Origin of the sequence: Bacteroides sp. AM07-18, assembly GCF_003602695.1 — a bacterium.
In the GTDB taxonomy this organism is placed as follows: Bacteria; Bacteroidota; Bacteroidia; order Bacteroidales; family Bacteroidaceae; genus Bacteroides; species Bacteroides uniformis.
Map to the genome: position 1 here is coordinate 274,636 of NZ_QTLM01000004.1, position 17,152 is coordinate 291,787.

Annotated in this window: 11 protein-coding genes; 8 read left to right on the forward strand and 3 right to left on the reverse strand. The window is 50.0% G+C overall.

Annotated features, from left to right (window positions below; all coding sequences use genetic code 11):
* Nucleotides 1-278: 278 nt before the first annotated feature.
* Both DW096_RS08540 and DW096_RS08545 read left to right on the forward strand, forming a co-directional pair.
* Entirely contained in the window at nt 279-671 is a 393-nt protein-coding gene (locus tag DW096_RS08540; RefSeq protein WP_005826180.1) for a DUF3836 domain-containing protein, read from the forward strand.
* A 133-nt stretch (nt 672-804) separates the two neighbouring features.
* Nucleotides 805-1,431, forward strand: a complete 627-nt coding sequence (locus tag DW096_RS08545) for an HD domain-containing protein (protein ID WP_118931078.1) — start codon at nt 805-807, stop codon at nt 1,429-1,431.
* Between the two features lie 267 nt (nt 1,432-1,698).
* Here DW096_RS08545 and DW096_RS08550 read toward each other — a convergent pair whose 3' ends face one another.
* Nucleotides 1,699-3,315 (reverse strand): family 43 glycosylhydrolase, encoded by a 1,617-nt coding sequence (locus tag DW096_RS08550; protein WP_117963415.1) that lies wholly within the window; start codon nt 3,313-3,315, stop codon nt 1,699-1,701.
* A 339-nt stretch (nt 3,316-3,654) separates the two neighbouring features.
* On the opposite strand from DW096_RS08550, the gene ychF reads away from it, so the two are divergent.
* The 6 genes from ychF to DW096_RS08580 all read left to right on the forward strand — a co-directional run bounded on the left by ychF (nt 3,655) and on the right by DW096_RS08580 (nt 12,220).
* Nucleotides 3,655-4,758: a redox-regulated ATPase YchF gene (gene ychF / locus DW096_RS08555; protein ID WP_117963416.1), complete on the forward strand. Its 1,104-nt coding sequence runs from the start codon at nt 3,655-3,657 to the stop codon at nt 4,756-4,758.
* Nucleotides 4,759-4,832: 74 nt separating this feature from the next.
* Entirely contained in the window at nt 4,833-5,645 is an 813-nt protein-coding gene (locus DW096_RS08560) for a carboxypeptidase-like regulatory domain-containing protein (RefSeq protein ID WP_005824864.1), read from the forward strand.
* A gap of 14 nt (nt 5,646-5,659) precedes the next feature.
* Entirely contained in the window at nt 5,660-6,580 is a 921-nt protein-coding gene (locus tag DW096_RS08565; protein WP_005833928.1) for a ketopantoate reductase family protein, read from the forward strand.
* Nucleotides 6,581-6,666: 86 nt separating this feature from the next.
* Nucleotides 6,667-7,569, forward strand: coding sequence for a prolipoprotein diacylglyceryl transferase (gene lgt / locus DW096_RS08570; RefSeq protein WP_022401919.1), 903 nt, complete (start codon nt 6,667-6,669; stop codon nt 7,567-7,569).
* Nucleotides 7,570-7,670: 101 nt separating this feature from the next.
* Nucleotides 7,671-10,007, forward strand: a complete 2,337-nt coding sequence (locus DW096_RS08575; RefSeq protein WP_117963418.1) for an alpha-xylosidase — start codon at nt 7,671-7,673, stop codon at nt 10,005-10,007.
* Nucleotides 10,008-10,042: 35 nt separating this feature from the next.
* On the forward strand, nt 10,043-12,220 hold the full coding sequence (locus tag DW096_RS08580) for a glycoside hydrolase family 3 C-terminal domain-containing protein (protein ID WP_118931079.1): 2,178 nt from the start codon (nt 10,043-10,045) through the stop codon (nt 12,218-12,220).
* 113 nt (nt 12,221-12,333) lie between these two features.
* Here the strand turns inward: DW096_RS08580 and DW096_RS08585 are convergent, their stop codons facing one another.
* Together DW096_RS08585 and DW096_RS08590 are read right to left on the reverse strand one after the other, a co-directional pair.
* Nucleotides 12,334-14,961 carry a glycoside hydrolase family 78 protein gene (locus DW096_RS08585; RefSeq protein WP_057087315.1) on the reverse strand — a complete coding sequence of 876 codons (2,628 nt, stop codon included), beginning with the start codon at nt 14,959-14,961 and terminating at the stop codon, nt 12,334-12,336.
* A gap of 15 nt (nt 14,962-14,976) precedes the next feature.
* A complete protein-coding gene (locus tag DW096_RS08590; RefSeq protein ID WP_005833933.1) occupies nt 14,977-17,127 on the reverse strand; it encodes a GH92 family glycosyl hydrolase in 2,151 nt (716 codons plus the stop codon).
* Between the last annotated feature and the right edge of the window lie 25 nt (nt 17,128-17,152).

Below are 17,152 nucleotides of genomic sequence, written 5' to 3' on the forward strand. Positions count from 1 at the left end.
ACAGCCCAATAACTTTATTTAACTTACAATCAGAAAGCAACAGAAGCAATCCTTTCCAAATACAGTTTGCTCATCAGAATATCCGGCAACCTCGCTGCCGGATATTTTTTATTCACCAATCTTGCCAAAAGGAAAGCATACCGAAACCCTCACTACTGACATATTGATAAAATTTAATCCGATATTTATATTTATGTCAATTTAATACGTACCTTTGCAGCGAAATCAATGACATATTGATAGAAAATAGAAAGTTAAACTAAAAAAGACATAAAACCATGAAAGCAAAAGTATCTTTAAAAACAGTGATTGTTTCAGCACTTCTCTTAGTTTGCGGATTAAATGCCTCAGCCGACAATAAGAGCAACCTCATTTACAATTCGGAAGAAGTAAATGGCATGAAGGTGGCAGAGACCGTATACAAGATGGACGGAAACACGCTTGCCAACTATATGAAGTACAATTATAAGTACGACGACCAGAACCGCATGACGGAAAGCGAAGCCCTGAAATGGAACAGCACCAAGAATACATGGGGCAAGGACATGTGCATCCGCTATGCATACCAAGGCAAGACGATGACTACCACATACTACAAATGGAACAACAAGAAAGGCGAATACATACTGGTTCCCGAGATGACAGTAATCATGGACAACCCTAACATGTAATTGACAAACTCTCTCTTAAAGTAAGAAATCTTATTCCTAACAACAATAACCGAAACCTTTCATAAAAGAGCCGGAATGATTCGCACATTCCGGCTCTTTTATTATATCTTCGCCTCCTAAAAAGGAATGCCACATGATACCCGAGACCCTCATTACCTATATCGAGACAGCAATCATTCCCCGGTACAAGGAGTTTGACAAGGCACACAACCTCTCACACGTCCGCACCGTCATCGAAGAAAGCCTTGCCCTCGCCCGGCAATATCCCGAAGCGGACGAACGCCTGGCATACGTCATTGCCGCCTACCATGACACGGGACTGTGCCGCGACCGCGCCACCCACCACCTTGTCTCCGGCGAGATACTGATGGCGGACTCCACCCTGCGGCAATGGTTCTCCGACACGGAAATCCTCCTCATGAAAGAAGCCGTAGAGGACCACCGGGCCTCTACAGACCACGAGCCGCGCAGCATCTACGGCAAGATTGTTGCCGAAGCAGACCGCATCATCGACCCGGACATCACCCTACGCCGCACCGTACAGTACGGATTGAAACAGAATCCTGCCGCCGACAAGGAGTGGCACTACCAGCGGTTCCATCAGCATCTCATGGCAAAATATGCACCCGGCGGTTATCTGAAGCTCTGGTTTCCCGAGGGGAAGAATGCGGAACAGCTGAAGAAGTTCCAAGCCATTATCGCAGACGAAGGACGGCTGCGGCAAGTTTTCAACCGAATATTCGAAGAGGAAAAGCAATAGCGGTATCAATGAAGCATATGCCCCATTTCATTTTCGACTATGGAAACGGTTTGTTTCCCATAATGGAACAGAGTGTTCTCTATAAGGAAACAAAGTGTTTCCTATAACGGAACAAATCGTTTTATCCCGTCGAAACAAGTCGTTTCATACAAGAGAAACAATCTGTTCCGACGGGGTGTAACAAAGTGTTCAGTACTGTGAACTAATACAATAGCTCTATTTAGAAGGTCTCACAAGATAAGTATCCGCCTCCATAAGTATAAAGACTTATGGGCGTGCCAACATGAGGAAATCATAAAACTCACAGATGGACTGGCCTTCGGTCTCTGATTCGAAGACAAAGAAGAGCGGCTGCTTTCCCTTATGCAGCTTTGCCGGAATAGAGAGCGAAGCATAGAACTCCCTGCAAGTGCTGCCAGCCTTCACATTCACAAGTCCTATCTCTACACCGCCTTTTGTTGTCCAAGGGCTACCCAGCATGATGCGGATGCGTCCGTCGGTATCTTCAGCCTTCAACCTTAACTGCATCTGCAAAGACTTATCTCGCGGAACGGCATTCATATTCAGGTATTTATATCCTACAATCGACCCACTTGTGTTATTCACCACCGGAGCGAACGGGATTTTGTGGTTGTTATCGCCGGCATAGGGATTATTATCCCGGTACACAGGCCGGATATAAGACCCCGTATACACATAATGGGGATAGACCTCTTTGATTCCTCCGGGATTGGTGTGCCAACAAGCCAGCCCGGCCGAGATGCGCTGCATAGGATTGAGCCCTTCAAGAAGGAAACCTTCAGAGTTGAACTCTCCGCGTGAAATCACGACTTTCCCGCCTTTTCCTTTTTCCACCTTTACATCAATGGCCGACACCATAGCTTGGCGTGCATAGCAATCGGTACCTATCTGGCGATGATAGAACACGTACCATTGCTCACCTATCTTGCAGATACTGCCATGCGTATTTCCACCGGGCATGGCCGAAGCTATCACATTGCCTTTTTCATCATATTCGCGCGCCCGCGCATCGATGATTGTCCCACCATAGGTCCACGGGCCCAAGGGATGCTCGCTGTAGGCATAGGCCAACGTATAGTTGCTGGCGTTTGGCAGGCCATCTTCACCCTCAGCGGTAGTACGGCTATAGATAAACACATACTTATCCTCAATCTTGCGGATAGAAGATGCCTCAAAGAAGCGGAATATACCTTCCTGCCGATAGCCCGAAATCATGTTCTCCACCACTTCGGTACCGGGCTTTACCGTGCACATGGTAGCAGGGTCCAACTCCGCGCCATGCGAAATGCCAAATCCCCAATAACCATACACGCGTCCATCATCGTCAACAAACACTGCGGGGTCGAATCCCAAGCAACCGAAAGTCTCACGAGGACGTTCCTTGTTCCAATTGCATACTGTAAACGGACCATCGGGACGGTCGCTTTTGGCAATCATGGAATTGCGCCCGCCACCTTGATTATTCGGAAAGAGGTAATAAGTTTTCTTACCATCGGCATCGGTAGTTACTGTCACGTCAGGAGCAAAAAGCACGTCGTCGGTTCCATCAGCATTCAGTTTATACAGCTCGGGCGACTCATTGACTTTAAATATCACGCCGTCATATCTCCAACGGGTCAGGTCCTCTATGGGTGCCGACCACACCACTTGGTCACGTCCGCAATACATCCACTTGAGATTGTCGTGCGAACCATAAATATAGACACGGTACTTGCCGGGACAGTCAGGATCCTCAAACACATAGGGCTCACCATCAGGAATAAATTCCCAAAGCGGCAGATAAGGATTCTGTGCAGATAATGTAAAAGACAAGCTGATGAGACATGATAAAATCATCAGAATTTTTCTTACTTTGTTTTTCATAATCGCATTGATTTATAGAATGATACTTAAATTATAATTGCGACAAAACTATCAATTTATCGTTTCATCGTCATGCTTTTAATGCAAATTAACACGTTCAATACGAATTTCTAAATACCGTTCCGGCGGCTCTCCCATCTCCTCCTTTCTTCGTTGGTGTATGCAAAAATCAGCTATTTTTCAGTAAGTTTGTCCGGTTTGCACTATCTTTGCTTAAAAAAGCGAAGATAGGCTGCACCTCAGCATAAAAAATGAACGAGTTCATTTTATTCTGCATTCGGTTTGCACTATCTTTGCATCCAATTAACTGAACAATAACTAAAAAAACAAGATAACACTATGGCATTAAAAGCTGGTATCGTGGGCCTTCCCAACGTAGGAAAATCCACTCTTTTCAACTGCTTGAGCAGCGCAAAGGCACAAGCGGCAAACTTCCCGTTCTGTACAATCGACGCCCAAATGGGACAAGTGTCCGTACCCGACGAACGACTGACGAAGCTCGCCGAGCTGGTTCACCCGGGGCGTATCGTACCCGCCGTGTGCGACATCGTCGACATTGCCGGACTGGTGAAGGGCGCCAGCAAAGGTGAAGGACTCGGCAACCAGTTCTTGGGCAACATCCGCGAGTGCGACGCCATCATCCACGTGCTGCGCTGCTTCGACAACGGCAACATCGTCCACGTGGACGGTTCGGTGAACCCCGTGCGCGACAAGGAAATCATCGACACAGAGCTACAACTGAAGGACCTCGACACGGTGGAAAACCGCATCAAGCGTGTAGAGAAGATAGCCAAAGTGGGTGGCGACAAGGCGGCAAAGATAGAGTACGAACTCCTGCTCCGCTACAAGGATGCCCTGGAACAAGGACAAAGCGCCCGCACCGCCATTCCGCAGAACGACGACGAGGAACAATGCGCCAAGCAGATGTTCCTGCTTACTACCAAGCCTGTGCTCTACGTCTGCAACGTGGATGACGTCAGTGCCGCCAGCGGCAACCAGTACGTAGAGCAGGTGCGTGAAGCCATCAAGGGCGAGGATGCGGAACTCATCATCATCTCCGCCCAGACCGAGGCCGACATCGCCGAACTGGAGACATACGAAGAAAAGCAGATGTTCCTCGAAGACCTGGGACTGAAAGAAAGCGGCTGCAACCGTTTGATTAAAGCTATCTACAGCCTGCTGAACCTCGAAACCTTCATCACTGCCGGAGAGATGGAAGTAAAAGCATGGACCTATCGCAAGGGCTGGAAAGCGCCGCAATGCGCCGGCGTTATCCATACGGATTTCGAGAAAGGGTTTATCCGGGCAGAGGTCATCAAGTATGAGGATTATATCAAGTATGGCAGCGAAGCAGCCGTGCGCGAAGCCGGAAAGTTGGGTGTGGAAGGTAAGGAATACGTGGTGCAGGATGGGGACATCATGCACTTCAGGTTCAATGTGTAATGATATTCATTCCAGATGGCAATGTACTTTCTTTGTACATTGCCATTTTCTAATAAACTCCATACAATAACAATATGAAACAGATTATCTTCCTTTTATTCTTATTGTCCTGTACTGCCGTTTATGCACAACAGCAAGACTCGGTAACCATTCACGGACGGGTGACTGATTACAACGGACAGCCGATAGACAGTGCCAGCGTCTGGTGGCAAAACCCGCAGTTCAATGACATCATAGAAGCCATAACCGACAAAGACGGGCATTACACGGCCCGTATACCCAAAGGGAAATATCAAAGTGCAGCCTCTATTTATCTGCCCTCCTATGCGCACATTGCCATGAAAAGCGGGCTGCCCGAGACTGAACACCGCCTGGAGTTCTGGGCCTGGGATTTCATCGCCGACCGCGACACTACACTCGACATACGTTATCATCGTATGGAAGCTTATGGCCTGCGTGCTTTCTGCATCCCCGGAGCCATGCCTACTTATCAGATATACGTCCGTCCCATGAGCTTGACACGTACCTACCAATGGATGAAAGAAACAAAGCCCGAGTCATTGGTACACGGTGAAAACCTAAGTGACATTGAGCAACAAGAACAAAACAAAGAAGCCAGAGAATGCCAGATGGCTCCCCGCCCCGGGCAACTGAAAGTCACCGTCTGGATAGACGGCGAGAAAGTCCCCGTGCTGATGAAGCAGGAAATAAAAGAATATTTCGACAGCAACGAATATGGCAACGCCTATCTATTGACAGTAGACATGCCCAAGCATCCCAAAAAAGACCTTCCCTACCGTATCTTCAAAGTAGAGCTGGAAGACATGGAAAACGGTGACCGGGGCGAAGGGCTTTACTATATGGAAAAGGAAAACTACGTTCAATAAACCATACACAACAAATGGCAAACAGTAATCTGAAATACCTCATAGCAGGTACCGGCGGCGTAGGCGGAAGCATCGCCGCCTTTCTTTCATTATCCGGCAAAGACGTCACTTGCATTGCACGTGGCGAACACCTTGCCGCCATACGCGGGAACGGTCTGCAACTGCACTCCGATTTGAAAGGTGAACATTGTCTGAAAGTGGCGGCATTTACCGCAGAAGAATTCCAAGGCAAAGCGGATGTTATCTTCGTCTGCGTCAAAGGTTATTCCGTAGACTCCATTACGGAACTCATCAAACGTGCCTCACACGAGCGTACAGTGGTAATCCCCATCCTGAATGTTTACGGAACCGGTCCCCGTATCCAGCGGTTGGTCCCCGGCGTCACGGTGCTCGACGGCTGCATCTACATCGTAGGATTCGTATCCGGACGGGGAGAAATCACGCAGATGGGAAAGATTTTCCGGCTCGTCTACGGAGCACACCGCAGCACGATTGTTTCCCGTGAAACATTGGAAGCCGTGCAACGCGATTTGCAGGAAAGCGGCATCAAAGCCGAAATCTCCGACGACATCAACCGGGACACATTCGTCAAGTGGTCCTTCATTTCTGCTATGGCCGTCACCGGAGCCTATTACGACGTACCTATGGGCGAAGTCCAGAAACCGGGCAAAGTGCGCGACACCTTTATCGGACTGTCACAAGAGAGTGCAGCTTTGGGCAGGAAGTTGGGTATAGAATTCAAGGAAGACATCGTGCAGTATAACCTCAAAGTAATAGACAAACTCGCCCCTGAAAGTACCGCCTCCATGCAGAAAGATATGGCCAAAGGACATCAGAGCGAAGTACAAGGCTTGTTGTTCGACATGATTACGGCTGCAGAGGAACAAGGGATTGAGGTGCCGACGTATAGGATGGTGGCGGAGAAATTCAAATAAACTGCCACGATGAACTGCCAAACGAGATAATTTCATACCTTTGTCCCGAACAACCCCGTAATTCAGTAATTTAATTCTTCATAAATATGTTATCACTACTCACCATCAACTGGAACCCCGACCCCGAACTATTCAACTTCTTCGGCATATCCATCCGCTACTACGGTTTGTTATGGATTATCGGCCTCGCTTTTGCCTACCTTATCGTGCAACACCAGTACCGCGACCGCAAAATAGACGAAAAGAAATTCGAACCTCTTTTCTTCTATTGCTTCTTCGGCATACTGATAGGCGCACGACTGGGCCACTGCATATTTTACGACTGGGCCTACTACCAAGACCACTTCGTTGAAATGATTCTCCCCATCAAGCAGACCGCCGCAGGATGGAAAATGACGGGTTACACCGGCCTTGCCAGCCACGGCGGCACGCTGGGCCTGATTATCGCCCTCTGGATGTACTGCCGCAAGACGAAGATGCACTACATGGACGTGCTCGACATGATAGCCGTTGCCACTCCCATCACCGCCTGCTGCATCCGCCTTGCCAACCTGATGAACTCCGAAATCATCGGCAAACCGACCGACGTGCCCTGGGCATTCATCTTCGAGCGCGAAGACATGCTGCCCCGCCATCCGGCACAGCTCTACGAAGCCATCGCCTACTTCATCTTCTTCCTGGGGATGGTCTGGCTATACAAACGCGGACAGAAGAAACAAGAGACCAAGCTCGAAACAGATTTCAGCACCACCAAGCGGAAATCAACCACCGTGCAGGCCGAAGCCTCCCTGCCCTATCACCGCGGTTTCTTCTTCGGACTCTGCCTGACGGAGATTTTCACCTTCCGTTTCTTCATCGAGTTCCTGAAAGAAAACCAGGTGAACTTTGAGGACAGCATGACGCTGAACATGGGCCAGTGGCTCAGTATCCCGTTTGTGATTATCGGGGTATATTTCATGTGTTTCTACGGGAAGAAAGCTTCCAAATAAACATTTCAGCCCTACATAAGCAACATACCCACCCCTTTCATCTGTGTGGATTTCTCTACTTTTACGGCATCGAAACAGTAACCGTAAATCATATATTTATCATGAAAGAGAAACAACTGATGAAAGGGGCAGCTTTTATGCTGCTGGCAGCAACTGCCACCCTGCCTGCGCATGCCCAACTGAAAACAAATGCCGGCGTGCAATACCTGCTTTCCCAGTCGAAAGACATGAGCCAGGATTTTCTGGACCTCAGCAACACCTATTTCTTTGCCGACAGCCTGGTATCGTTCGACACCTCCACCGGCAAGGGGACTGTCCAGTGGAAACGCCAGCAACTGATGCCCCGCCAGGCATTCAATGCAAACACCTACCTGCACCAGCCCCTCCAGTCGCTGGACTTCCCGGAGACGGCCTACGACAACAATCCACAACTGACGTTCACCGTCGAACCGGTCAGCGAACGTACCCTCCGCATCCGTATGCTTACCTCGCCCATCGTACCGAAAGAAGATGCCGACGACCCCATGCTCATAGGAAAGCCTGCCGACGGACGCTCCTTCTGGAAAGCCGAGAAGACAGATAAAGGTACCCTGTACACCTCCCGATACGGCAGCCTGCTCATCGAGAATTACCCCTGGCGCCTGGTGCTGAAAGATGCCGACGGACGCCTGCTGACACAGACTCGTTGCTGGAGCGACAACGACTCCACACAGGTCAAGATACCTCCATTCAGCTTCATCAAGCGCGGCTCGGACAACTCACGCAGCATCAATCCCGTATTCAGCCTCGCGCCAAACGAGAAAATCTACGGTTGCGGCGAGTCCGCCACCGCACTGAACAAGGCCGGGCAGAAGGTCAACCTCTTTGTCACCGACCCGCAGGGCCCCGAAACTCCGGATATGTACAAGCCTATCCCCTTCTTTTTCAGTAACCGTGGCTACGGCATGTTCATGCACACTTCCGCCCCCGTGACCTGCGACTTCGGCTGTTCCTACATCGGAGCCACCAAACTCTTCATGGCAGACGAAGCGATGGACATCTTCCTCTTCCTGGGTTCGCCGAAGGAGATGCTGAGCGAATACACCGCACTGGTAGGACGGCCCGAAATGCCCCCCTTGTGGAGCTTCGGCACCTGGATGAGCCGCATCACCTACTTCAGCGAAGCAGAAGGCCGCGATGTAGCCCGGAAACTGCGTGAGAACAAGATACCGAGTGATGTCATCCACTTCGATACCGGCTGGTTCGGCGTGGACTGGCAATGCGACTACGCCTTTGCCGCCGACCGCTTCGACAATCCCCGGCAGATGCTCACCGACCTAAGGTCACAAGGCTTCCGCACCTGCCTCTGGCAACTCCCCTACTTCACTCCGAAAAACAAGTTCTTCCCCGAGCTGGTGGAACGCGGTCTGTACGTACGCAACGGTAAGGGGCAGCTCCCCTACGAGGACGTGGTGCTGGACTTCACCAACCCCGAAACCGTACAGTGGTATCAAGAGAAGCTCGGCAATCTGATTGAAATGGGTGTAGGCGCCATCAAAGTAGACTTCGGCGAAGGTGCCCCACTGGATGCCATCTATGCCAACGGCCGCAGCGGACTATACGAACACAACCTCTATCCCCTGCGCTACAACAAAACTGTGGCCGAGGTAATCAAGAAGATACACGGTGAAAACATTATCTGGGCACGTTCCGCATGGGCAGGTTCACAACGCTATCCATTGCACTGGGGCGGTGACGCCGCAACCACCGAAACCGGTTTCGAGGGAACCATCCGCAGCGGCCTCTCCATCGGACTAAGCGGATTCTGCTTCTGGAGCAATGACATAGGCGGCTTCGTGACCCAAAGCCCCGAAAGCCTCTACCGCCGCTGGCTGCCCTTCGGCTTCCTCACCAGCCACAGCCGCGTGCACGGAGCACCTCCCACCGAACCGTGGTACTACGGGAAAGAGTTCACAGACTATTTCCGCCGTTGTGCCGAACTGAAGTACAAGCTGATGCCCTACGTATATGCACAATCCAAAGAGTGCACCGAAAACGGCTGGCCGATGCTCCGCGCCCTGTTGCTGGAGTATCCCGACGACCCGGGTGCATGGCTGGTAGAGGACGAGTACATGTTCGGCTCCAATCTCCTCGTGGCCCCCATGCTCGAAGAGGGTAACGGACGGGATGTCTACCTCCCCGGACGACAGAAGTGGATAGATTACCAGAACGGAAAGGTGTATGCTCCGGGATGGAACCATATCGAGTGCGGCGTCCTGCCCATCGTCATTCTTGTAAAGGACGGTTCGGCCATCCCCCATATACCCGTGGCACAATGTACAGACCAGATGAAATGGGACAAGATTACGTGGAAGAAATATCTGGCAGACGAAAAGAAAGCCGAAGGGTTGCTCTGCCTGCCGCAGGACGGACGGTTGCAACGAATATCAATCCCATAACCGATATATCAAACACATTAAAACCCTAATACCCCATGCGAAACAAATTATTACTCCTCGCCTTGCCCCTGCTGTTCGGCTTGCAGGCAAGCGCGCAACACACACAAGCCTTTCAAGATACCACGCTCAGTGACGAACAGCGCGTGGAACATCTTCTCTCCATCCTGACATTGGATGAAAAGATAAACCTTCTTTCCACCGACCTCGGTGTCCCCCGCTTCAACATTCCCCGTTGCGGACACTACGAAGGACTGCACGGGCTGACCCTCGGCGGTCCTGCCATGTGGGGCGGACGCCAAAGAACGGAAGACGGGAAAGTAGTCCCCACAGACTGCCCCACCACCATATTCCCCCAATCCTACGGTCTGGGCTCCACATGGGACACCGATTTAGTGCGGAAAGTAGCGGAACAAGCCGCTGAAGAAGCCCGCTACTACATGCAGACCACCGGCAACAAGCGTCATGCCCTCGTAATGCGCGCTCCGAATGCCGACCTTGCCCGCGACCCGCGCTGGGGACGTACCGAGGAGAGTTTCGGCGAAGATGCCTTCCTCACCGCCCAACTCACCATTGCCAGCGTACGCGGCCTGCAAGGCAATCACCCCCGCTACTGGAAAACCGCCTCTCTGATGAAGCATTTCCTTGCCAACAGCAACGAGGACGGACGGGACAGCACTTCCTCCGACTTCGACACGCGGCTGTTCCACGAATACTATGCTTATCCTTTCTATAAAGGTATCACCGAGGGAGGCAGCCGCGCTTTCATGGCTGCCTACAACAGTTGGAACGGCATCCCCATGTCCATCCATCCCTGCCTCGAAGAGATTACCCGCAAGCAGTGGGGCAACAACGGTATCATCTGTACGGACGGTGGCGCCCTGAAACTGCTGATTGAAGCGCACAAGAGTTTTCCGAGCTTTGCGGAGGGTGCCGCTGCCGTAGTAAAAGCCACCACAGGACAGTTTCTCGACGCATACGTTCCCTACGTCAAGGAAGCACTGAAAAAGGGATTACTGACCGAAGCCGACATTGACAAAGCCATCCGCGGAAACATCTTCGTCGCCCTCAAGCTCGGCTTGCTCGACGGGGACAACTCCCGTAACCCTTATCTCTCCATTGGAAAGGACAGTACGGAAACACCGCCTTTCATGACAGCAGAAGCCCGCAGGCTGGCACGGGAAGTCACCGCCAAGTCTGTGGTGTTATTGAAAAACAAGAATCTCCTGCCTCTTGATGCCGGAAAGCTGCGCAAAATAGCCGTTATAGGCCCATATTCGGACAAAATCGTGCAAGACTGGTATAGTGGTACCCCGCCTTACGAAACAACGATTCTGAGCGGCATACGCAATGCTGTAAAGGAAGATACCGAAGTCATCCACGCCGAAGACAACCGCATGGGCCAGGCGGAAAAGGCTGCCGCAGCCACCGACATCGCCATCGTGTGTGTAGGAAACCATCCTTACGGTACACGTGCGGACTGGAAGTTCTCTCCCGTTCCCAGTGACGGCCGCGAAGCTGTCGACCGCAAATCACTGATGCTGCCCGATGAGGATTTGGTGAAGCTAGTGCTCAAGGCCAATCCCAATACCATACTGGTGCTCGTCAGCAGCTTCCCCTACACCATCAACTGGAGCCAGGAGCACGTGCCTGCCATCGTCCACATCACCCACTGCAGCCAGGAGCAGGGAAACGGACTGGCCGACGTACTCTTCGGCAAGGTGAATCCAGCCGGACGTACCGTACAGACGTGGGTGAAAGACATCACTGACCTACCCGACATAATGGACTACGACATCCGCAACGGACGTACGTATATGTACCACCAAGGCCCTGTGCTCTATCCTTTCGGCTATGGTCTGAGCTATTCCGACTTTACGTACGAGAAGATTGAATCCTTCAAGCAAGACAAGAAGAACATCCGCGTGACGGTATCAGTGAAGAATACCAGCGGACGCGACGGGGAAGAAGTCGTGCAGCTCTATGCCAGCTATCCGGAATCCAAAGTGGAACGTCCTTCCAAGCAGTTGCGCGCCTTCAGGCGTATCCCCATCAAGGCCGGCGAAACCCGGAAAGTGACGCTTACCGTGCCCAAAGAAGAGCTCGGCTATTGGAACGAAGGAAAGCAGATGTTCGTTGTAGAACCCGGAACGGTGAAGCTGCTGATAGGGGCTTCATCGGAAGATATACGGTTGGAGGGAAAGATCAGGCTATAAGAATGAAAAAGCCATCCCTTAACATACCGACTATAAAAATTAGCGAGTTATGCCACAACAACGTGGCAAACCCGCTAATTACATATTTGCAAGCATAAATGAAAAGTACAGGGTCACTTTACAATAAACTCATATCTTCCTGCCGCCAGTTCCACCACCCGTACATTCTCGGCCTTGTCAGGTAAAGTGAGTGTAGCTGTACTGTTAGCGGGCACTGTAACTTCATAATGCACACATTTCCCTTTCCATTCCCAGCGAGAAACAATTTCACCGTAAGGCGACCGATGACGAGCTTCAAACCGTTTCAATCCCTTTATGAAATGGGGACGGAGCAGAATGTTTTGAAAACCAGGTTGCACGGGATCAGGGAAAATACCTCCCAGCCCCTTGTAGAACCAAGCACCTATTTCACCGAACATCATATGATTGTCCGAGATGTCACGAGTAGCCTGCAAATCCCAGTTCTCGAGCAGCGTAGTGGCACCGTTCACCATCCACCAACCCCATGAAGGATAAGTGTCCTGTACAGCCACCTTATAAGCTGTTTCAGCATAACCATTTTCGCTGAGTGCATTCAGAATAGCTTTAGCTCCTAATACACCCACATCCAAGTGAAAACCGTCCTCCTCTACCTTATGTGCCAAGTTAGCTGCCACTTTTCCTATCAACTCTTCGGGCACAATCTTCCATTGCAAGGGAACACTCAATTCGGTTTGTGAACCTTCGGCATAGATGCCTGTTTCTCGATTCAGGAACTTATCATTGACAGCTTGCTTTATCTCCTCCGACAAGGCATTATAATATTCGTAATCGGCCTGTTTGCCGAAGAGTTTGGCAGCAGCGGCCAAAATCTTGGTATCTACATAAAAGTAGACCGAGGAAGTCAGCTCTTTATTGGATTTTGACTTCACCGGCACCCAGTCTCCGCGCCCCCACGTAGTGAGATGATTGTTAGAGATACGCTCCACATAATCCACATAACGTTTGATGCTCTCGTAACAATCGCTCAAGGGCTTGCTATCACCGTAGAAGAGGTAGATATTCCAAGGGATGATGGCAATAGTACTAGTCCAGTCCAGCCCGTTGTCTGTACCATATCCCCATCCACCAGTTGGAATAATATCGGGCAGCACTCCGTTGGGCTGCTGTTCGTCACGATGGTCGGCCAACCATTTTTCGTAAACGGTAATTCCATCAAAGTTATAAAATGCTGCCTCAATGGCAAAATGACCGTCACCAGTCCAACCGTTCTTCTCGCGCTGAGGGCAATCGGTGGGGTAGCCCATCAGATTGGAAAGGTAAGAGTGATTGGCAGCATGGAGCAGCTTGCCTATCAGTGGGCTCGAAGATTCCAAGCTACCTACTGCCGGCACATCACTGTGCATGAAGTAAGCAATCAAGCTGTTTTGGTCAAGCTCAATAGGCTTATCTGCCACTACCTCCACATAACGAAATCCCTTGTAATTAAATCGGGGCATGAACTCATCCTCTTCTCCACTCAGAATGAGAATGTCCGTCTGAAAAGGGTCTTTCTCCTTATCGCCTCGAAAGTAGACATCAATGTTCGAGAGATCGAGGCGGCCATTTGGATGTAAGCGTTCGCCATGTTTGATTCTGACCTCCGTTCCCCGTTCACCCGAAACATGAATACAAGTCACACCGGACATATTTTGCCCGAAATCATAGATGTATGTTTTCTCGTCCACTTTGCGGAAAGAGACGGCGGGGAAAATCTTTACATTACGGATGGGATGTACTTGCTGGGCAGTGACATTGGAAGAAGGTACACTCCGATAGGCTACTCCGCGCCACTTGGAATCATCGAATTCCGGAGTGCTCCATCCTTTCTGCTCCAGACGTGCATCGTAGTGCTCGCCAGTATAGATACTATTAAAAGTGATTGCACCCGACGCTGTCCGCCAACTGAGATCGGTGGGAATAGTCTCCACGCTTCCATCGGTGTAGGTAATGCGCAAGTCCAGACAGAAAGTGGGACGGTTGCGCCAAGGGGCACGGTCGAAGTCCCACACTGCTTTGGATTGATGGTTATACCAGCCGTTACCCAAAAGTACGCCAATAGCGTTGTCACCATTCTGTAATTGTGAAGTCACATCATAAGCCACATACAAGTTGCGGCGATCAAAGCGGGTATAGAGAGGGGCAAGGCAGTGGTCTCCTATCTTCTCGCCATTGATGTAAAGCTCATATAGTCCAGCAGCGGCAATATAAGCACGCGCTGACTTTACCTTTTTGCCGGTCTTGAACTCTTTTCGGAAGTAAGGGGCAGGCCCATAATGAATATCCTTGCCATCGCCAATCCAAGCACCTTGCCAATGTTGCATCCCCATCATGCCCGTTTCAAAGTAAGAGACAGGAGAAGCAGTCTCCTTATATTCCATGTCGCTGCAGATTACTTTCCAATAATATCTAGTGAAAGGCTGCAGTTTTTTGCCCGCATAGGCCACAAGCTGATTACGGGAATCGTTCTTTCCACTATCCCACATCCTGCCACAGCCATTGACCACATTCAACGAGTCTTCGTCTACCACAATCCGCCAGGAAGTCTGCACAGCTCCCTGCCTACCATCTTCCATCCGCCAAGAAAGGCGTGGAACGGGATTATCCAAACCTATAGGTCTGTCAAGATGTTCGCTCCTCAGATCAACCAAACGAACCGGAGTCTGCCCTTGTACAGTAATGCAAGCAAAGAATGTGAATAGAAGCAGTATATTTCTTTTCATAACTCCATTGTTTATCTATTCCGTAGTAATCACCAGTTCCTTGCCCTCCCTCAGTTGGTCATGGGTGATAAAGTAACCGTCAATCTTTTTACCGTCATAAGTAATGTCAATAATCTTCTTGCCGCTTCCTTTCTTCACAATCGTAAAGGGACGACCATTCAGATTGAACGTCACTTTATCGAACAAGGGAACAGTAACAATATATTCAGGATCGGCAGGCGAATAAGTGTAAAGTCCAATAGCATTGAGCACATACCACGAAGACATCTCGCCGGCATCATCCATCCCTGCATAAGCCAGCTTGTCGGCACCCATGTCATAGTAGTGGTTCATCAGGCTGTCGAGAATGCATTGGGCTTTCTCTTGTTTGTCTATGAAATAATAGGTGTAAGGAATGCTGTGTCCCGGCTGGTTTCCGTGACAATAGTTTCCGATGAATCCGGTCAGGTTGTGGGCCTCGTAACCTCTCCACGGTTCGCTGAATAAGGAATCCAGTTTAGCCTCCACCGCCTCTTTACTGGGATAGAGCTTAATCATGCCTTCGGGGTCGTGGGGGGCGAAGAAGAGGGCGTTCCATGCATTGGCCTCACGGTACATGTACTGGTAATAGGGATAATACGGATCGAAATCCTGAATCCAGCTACCATCGTCAATCTTACCTCTCCAAAAGCCGGTAGAGGGGTCGAATAGCGTCTTGTAGTTGTTGGAGCGTTCCATCATCAGCTTGTAGTTGGCTTCATCTCCCAGCTCCTTGGCTACCAAGGCTACGGCATAGTCATCGTAAGCATATTCCTGGGTCTTGGTCACAGCCCCTTTGTATTCGTCCCATGTGGGTACATTCACTGTGTCTTTTTCAGCAATCCAACCTCGCTCCATATACTCATCCAAATAGCGACGTCCTCCTTTACCGGGCACCGTAGCATTTTTCAGAATCAACTTATAAGCACGCTCCAGATCGAAATCATGCAAACCACGCAACCAAGAACCAGAAATAAAAGTGGAAGCGTGATCACCATGGAAGAAGGTGGGCATGTAGCCGTCACGCTTCTCGCCTTTGTCAATAATAGACCTAATGATGTCAGTAGTCACATCGGGAGAAATCATACCTATGAGTACCAGTTTGTTGCGATAATCGTCCCAAAAAGAAGGGTCAGTGTAATAGTGGAAGCCGTTATTCACTACTTCGCCACGGACATCAGTATATTCATGATTCACATCGCTACGCAAAGCCGGCCATTTAAAAGCATGGAAGAAAGTAGAATAAAACAATCTCTTTTCACGTTCCGTGCCACCTGCAACTTGAATCTTGGAGAGGAGTGCTTCCCAAGCCGCATCGGCTTCTTCTGCCACTTGTGCAAAACTTTTGTTCAACATTTCGGCCTTCAAATTCATTTGAGCATTCTCTATACTCACAAACGAGAAACCAGCCTTCACTTCCAAAGGTTCAACACCTTTGCTGTCGATAAAACGCAGCACAGCCACCTCATGTTTGTCGTCTTTTACCATTTCCACTTGGCCTATTTTATAGTTGGTCTTAGCGTAAAAGTAGATTTTACCATCGCCATCTTGATAACCCGTGAACGTATTATCGTCAACCTTCTCAATCTTCCAATCACGGACATCATTATTAGAACGGCGGATGTCTACCAATAATGACTTATCGTCGCCCTTGCCGAAAGTATATTTATGGTAGGCACAACGCAAGGTACTGGTCAACTCGGCGTTCACTTTATAGCGTTCCAGATAAACTTGGTAATACCCCGGATGCGCAGATTCCTTCTCGTGACTAAACCCGGAGCAATAATTACCCGGAGCGATAGTTCCCACCACTGGCAACATGGGGACATGCAACAAGTTCCAATGCCCTTTAGCAGTATGTGAAAAACCATAAATCACAGTGTCCTCATATTGATAGCCCGCACCGCTACGAAACTGTGTAACGGGGCTGAGCTGCACCATTGCGTTGGGCAAGGTAGCACCCGGATAAGTTTCCGCACCCCATGTACGTGACTTTATTTTGCGCGTATACCCTAAGTCCTCAGGCTCCCACAAAGTAGCCGTACCCAAGAAAGGATTGACATATTCGGTTAATTTCTTCTGCGTACCGCCACAGCCCGTCAGAACAATCAGGGCGAACAGTAGAAATAAATATTGATTCTGTTTCATCTTTTGTGTTTATTTTATATAAAAA

Bases quoted from the DNA above. Each gene is read 5' to 3' on its own strand.
- ychF (WP_117963416.1), top strand. From the start codon at position 3,655: ATGGCATTAAAAGCTGGTATCGTGGGCCTTCCCAACGTAGGAAAATCC.
- DW096_RS08545 (WP_118931078.1), top strand. From the start codon at position 805: ATGATACCCGAGACCCTCATTACCTATATCGAGACAGCAATCATTCCC.
- DW096_RS08565 (WP_005833928.1), top strand. From the start codon at position 5,660: ATGGCAAACAGTAATCTGAAATACCTCATAGCAGGTACCGGCGGCGTA.
- DW096_RS08590 (WP_005833933.1), bottom strand. From the start codon at position 17,127: ATGAAACAGAATCAATATTTATTTCTACTGTTCGCCCTGATTGTTCTG.
- DW096_RS08580 (WP_118931079.1), top strand. From the start codon at position 10,043: ATGCGAAACAAATTATTACTCCTCGCCTTGCCCCTGCTGTTCGGCTTG.
- DW096_RS08575 (WP_117963418.1), top strand. From the start codon at position 7,671: ATGAAAGAGAAACAACTGATGAAAGGGGCAGCTTTTATGCTGCTGGCA.
- DW096_RS08540 (WP_005826180.1), top strand. From the start codon at position 279: ATGAAAGCAAAAGTATCTTTAAAAACAGTGATTGTTTCAGCACTTCTC.
- DW096_RS08560 (WP_005824864.1), top strand. From the start codon at position 4,833: ATGAAACAGATTATCTTCCTTTTATTCTTATTGTCCTGTACTGCCGTT.
- DW096_RS08585 (WP_057087315.1), bottom strand. From the start codon at position 14,961: ATGAAAAGAAATATACTGCTTCTATTCACATTCTTTGCTTGCATTACT.
- DW096_RS08550 (WP_117963415.1), bottom strand. From the start codon at position 3,315: ATGAAAAACAAAGTAAGAAAAATTCTGATGATTTTATCATGTCTCATC.
- lgt (WP_022401919.1), top strand. From the start codon at position 6,667: ATGTTATCACTACTCACCATCAACTGGAACCCCGACCCCGAACTATTC.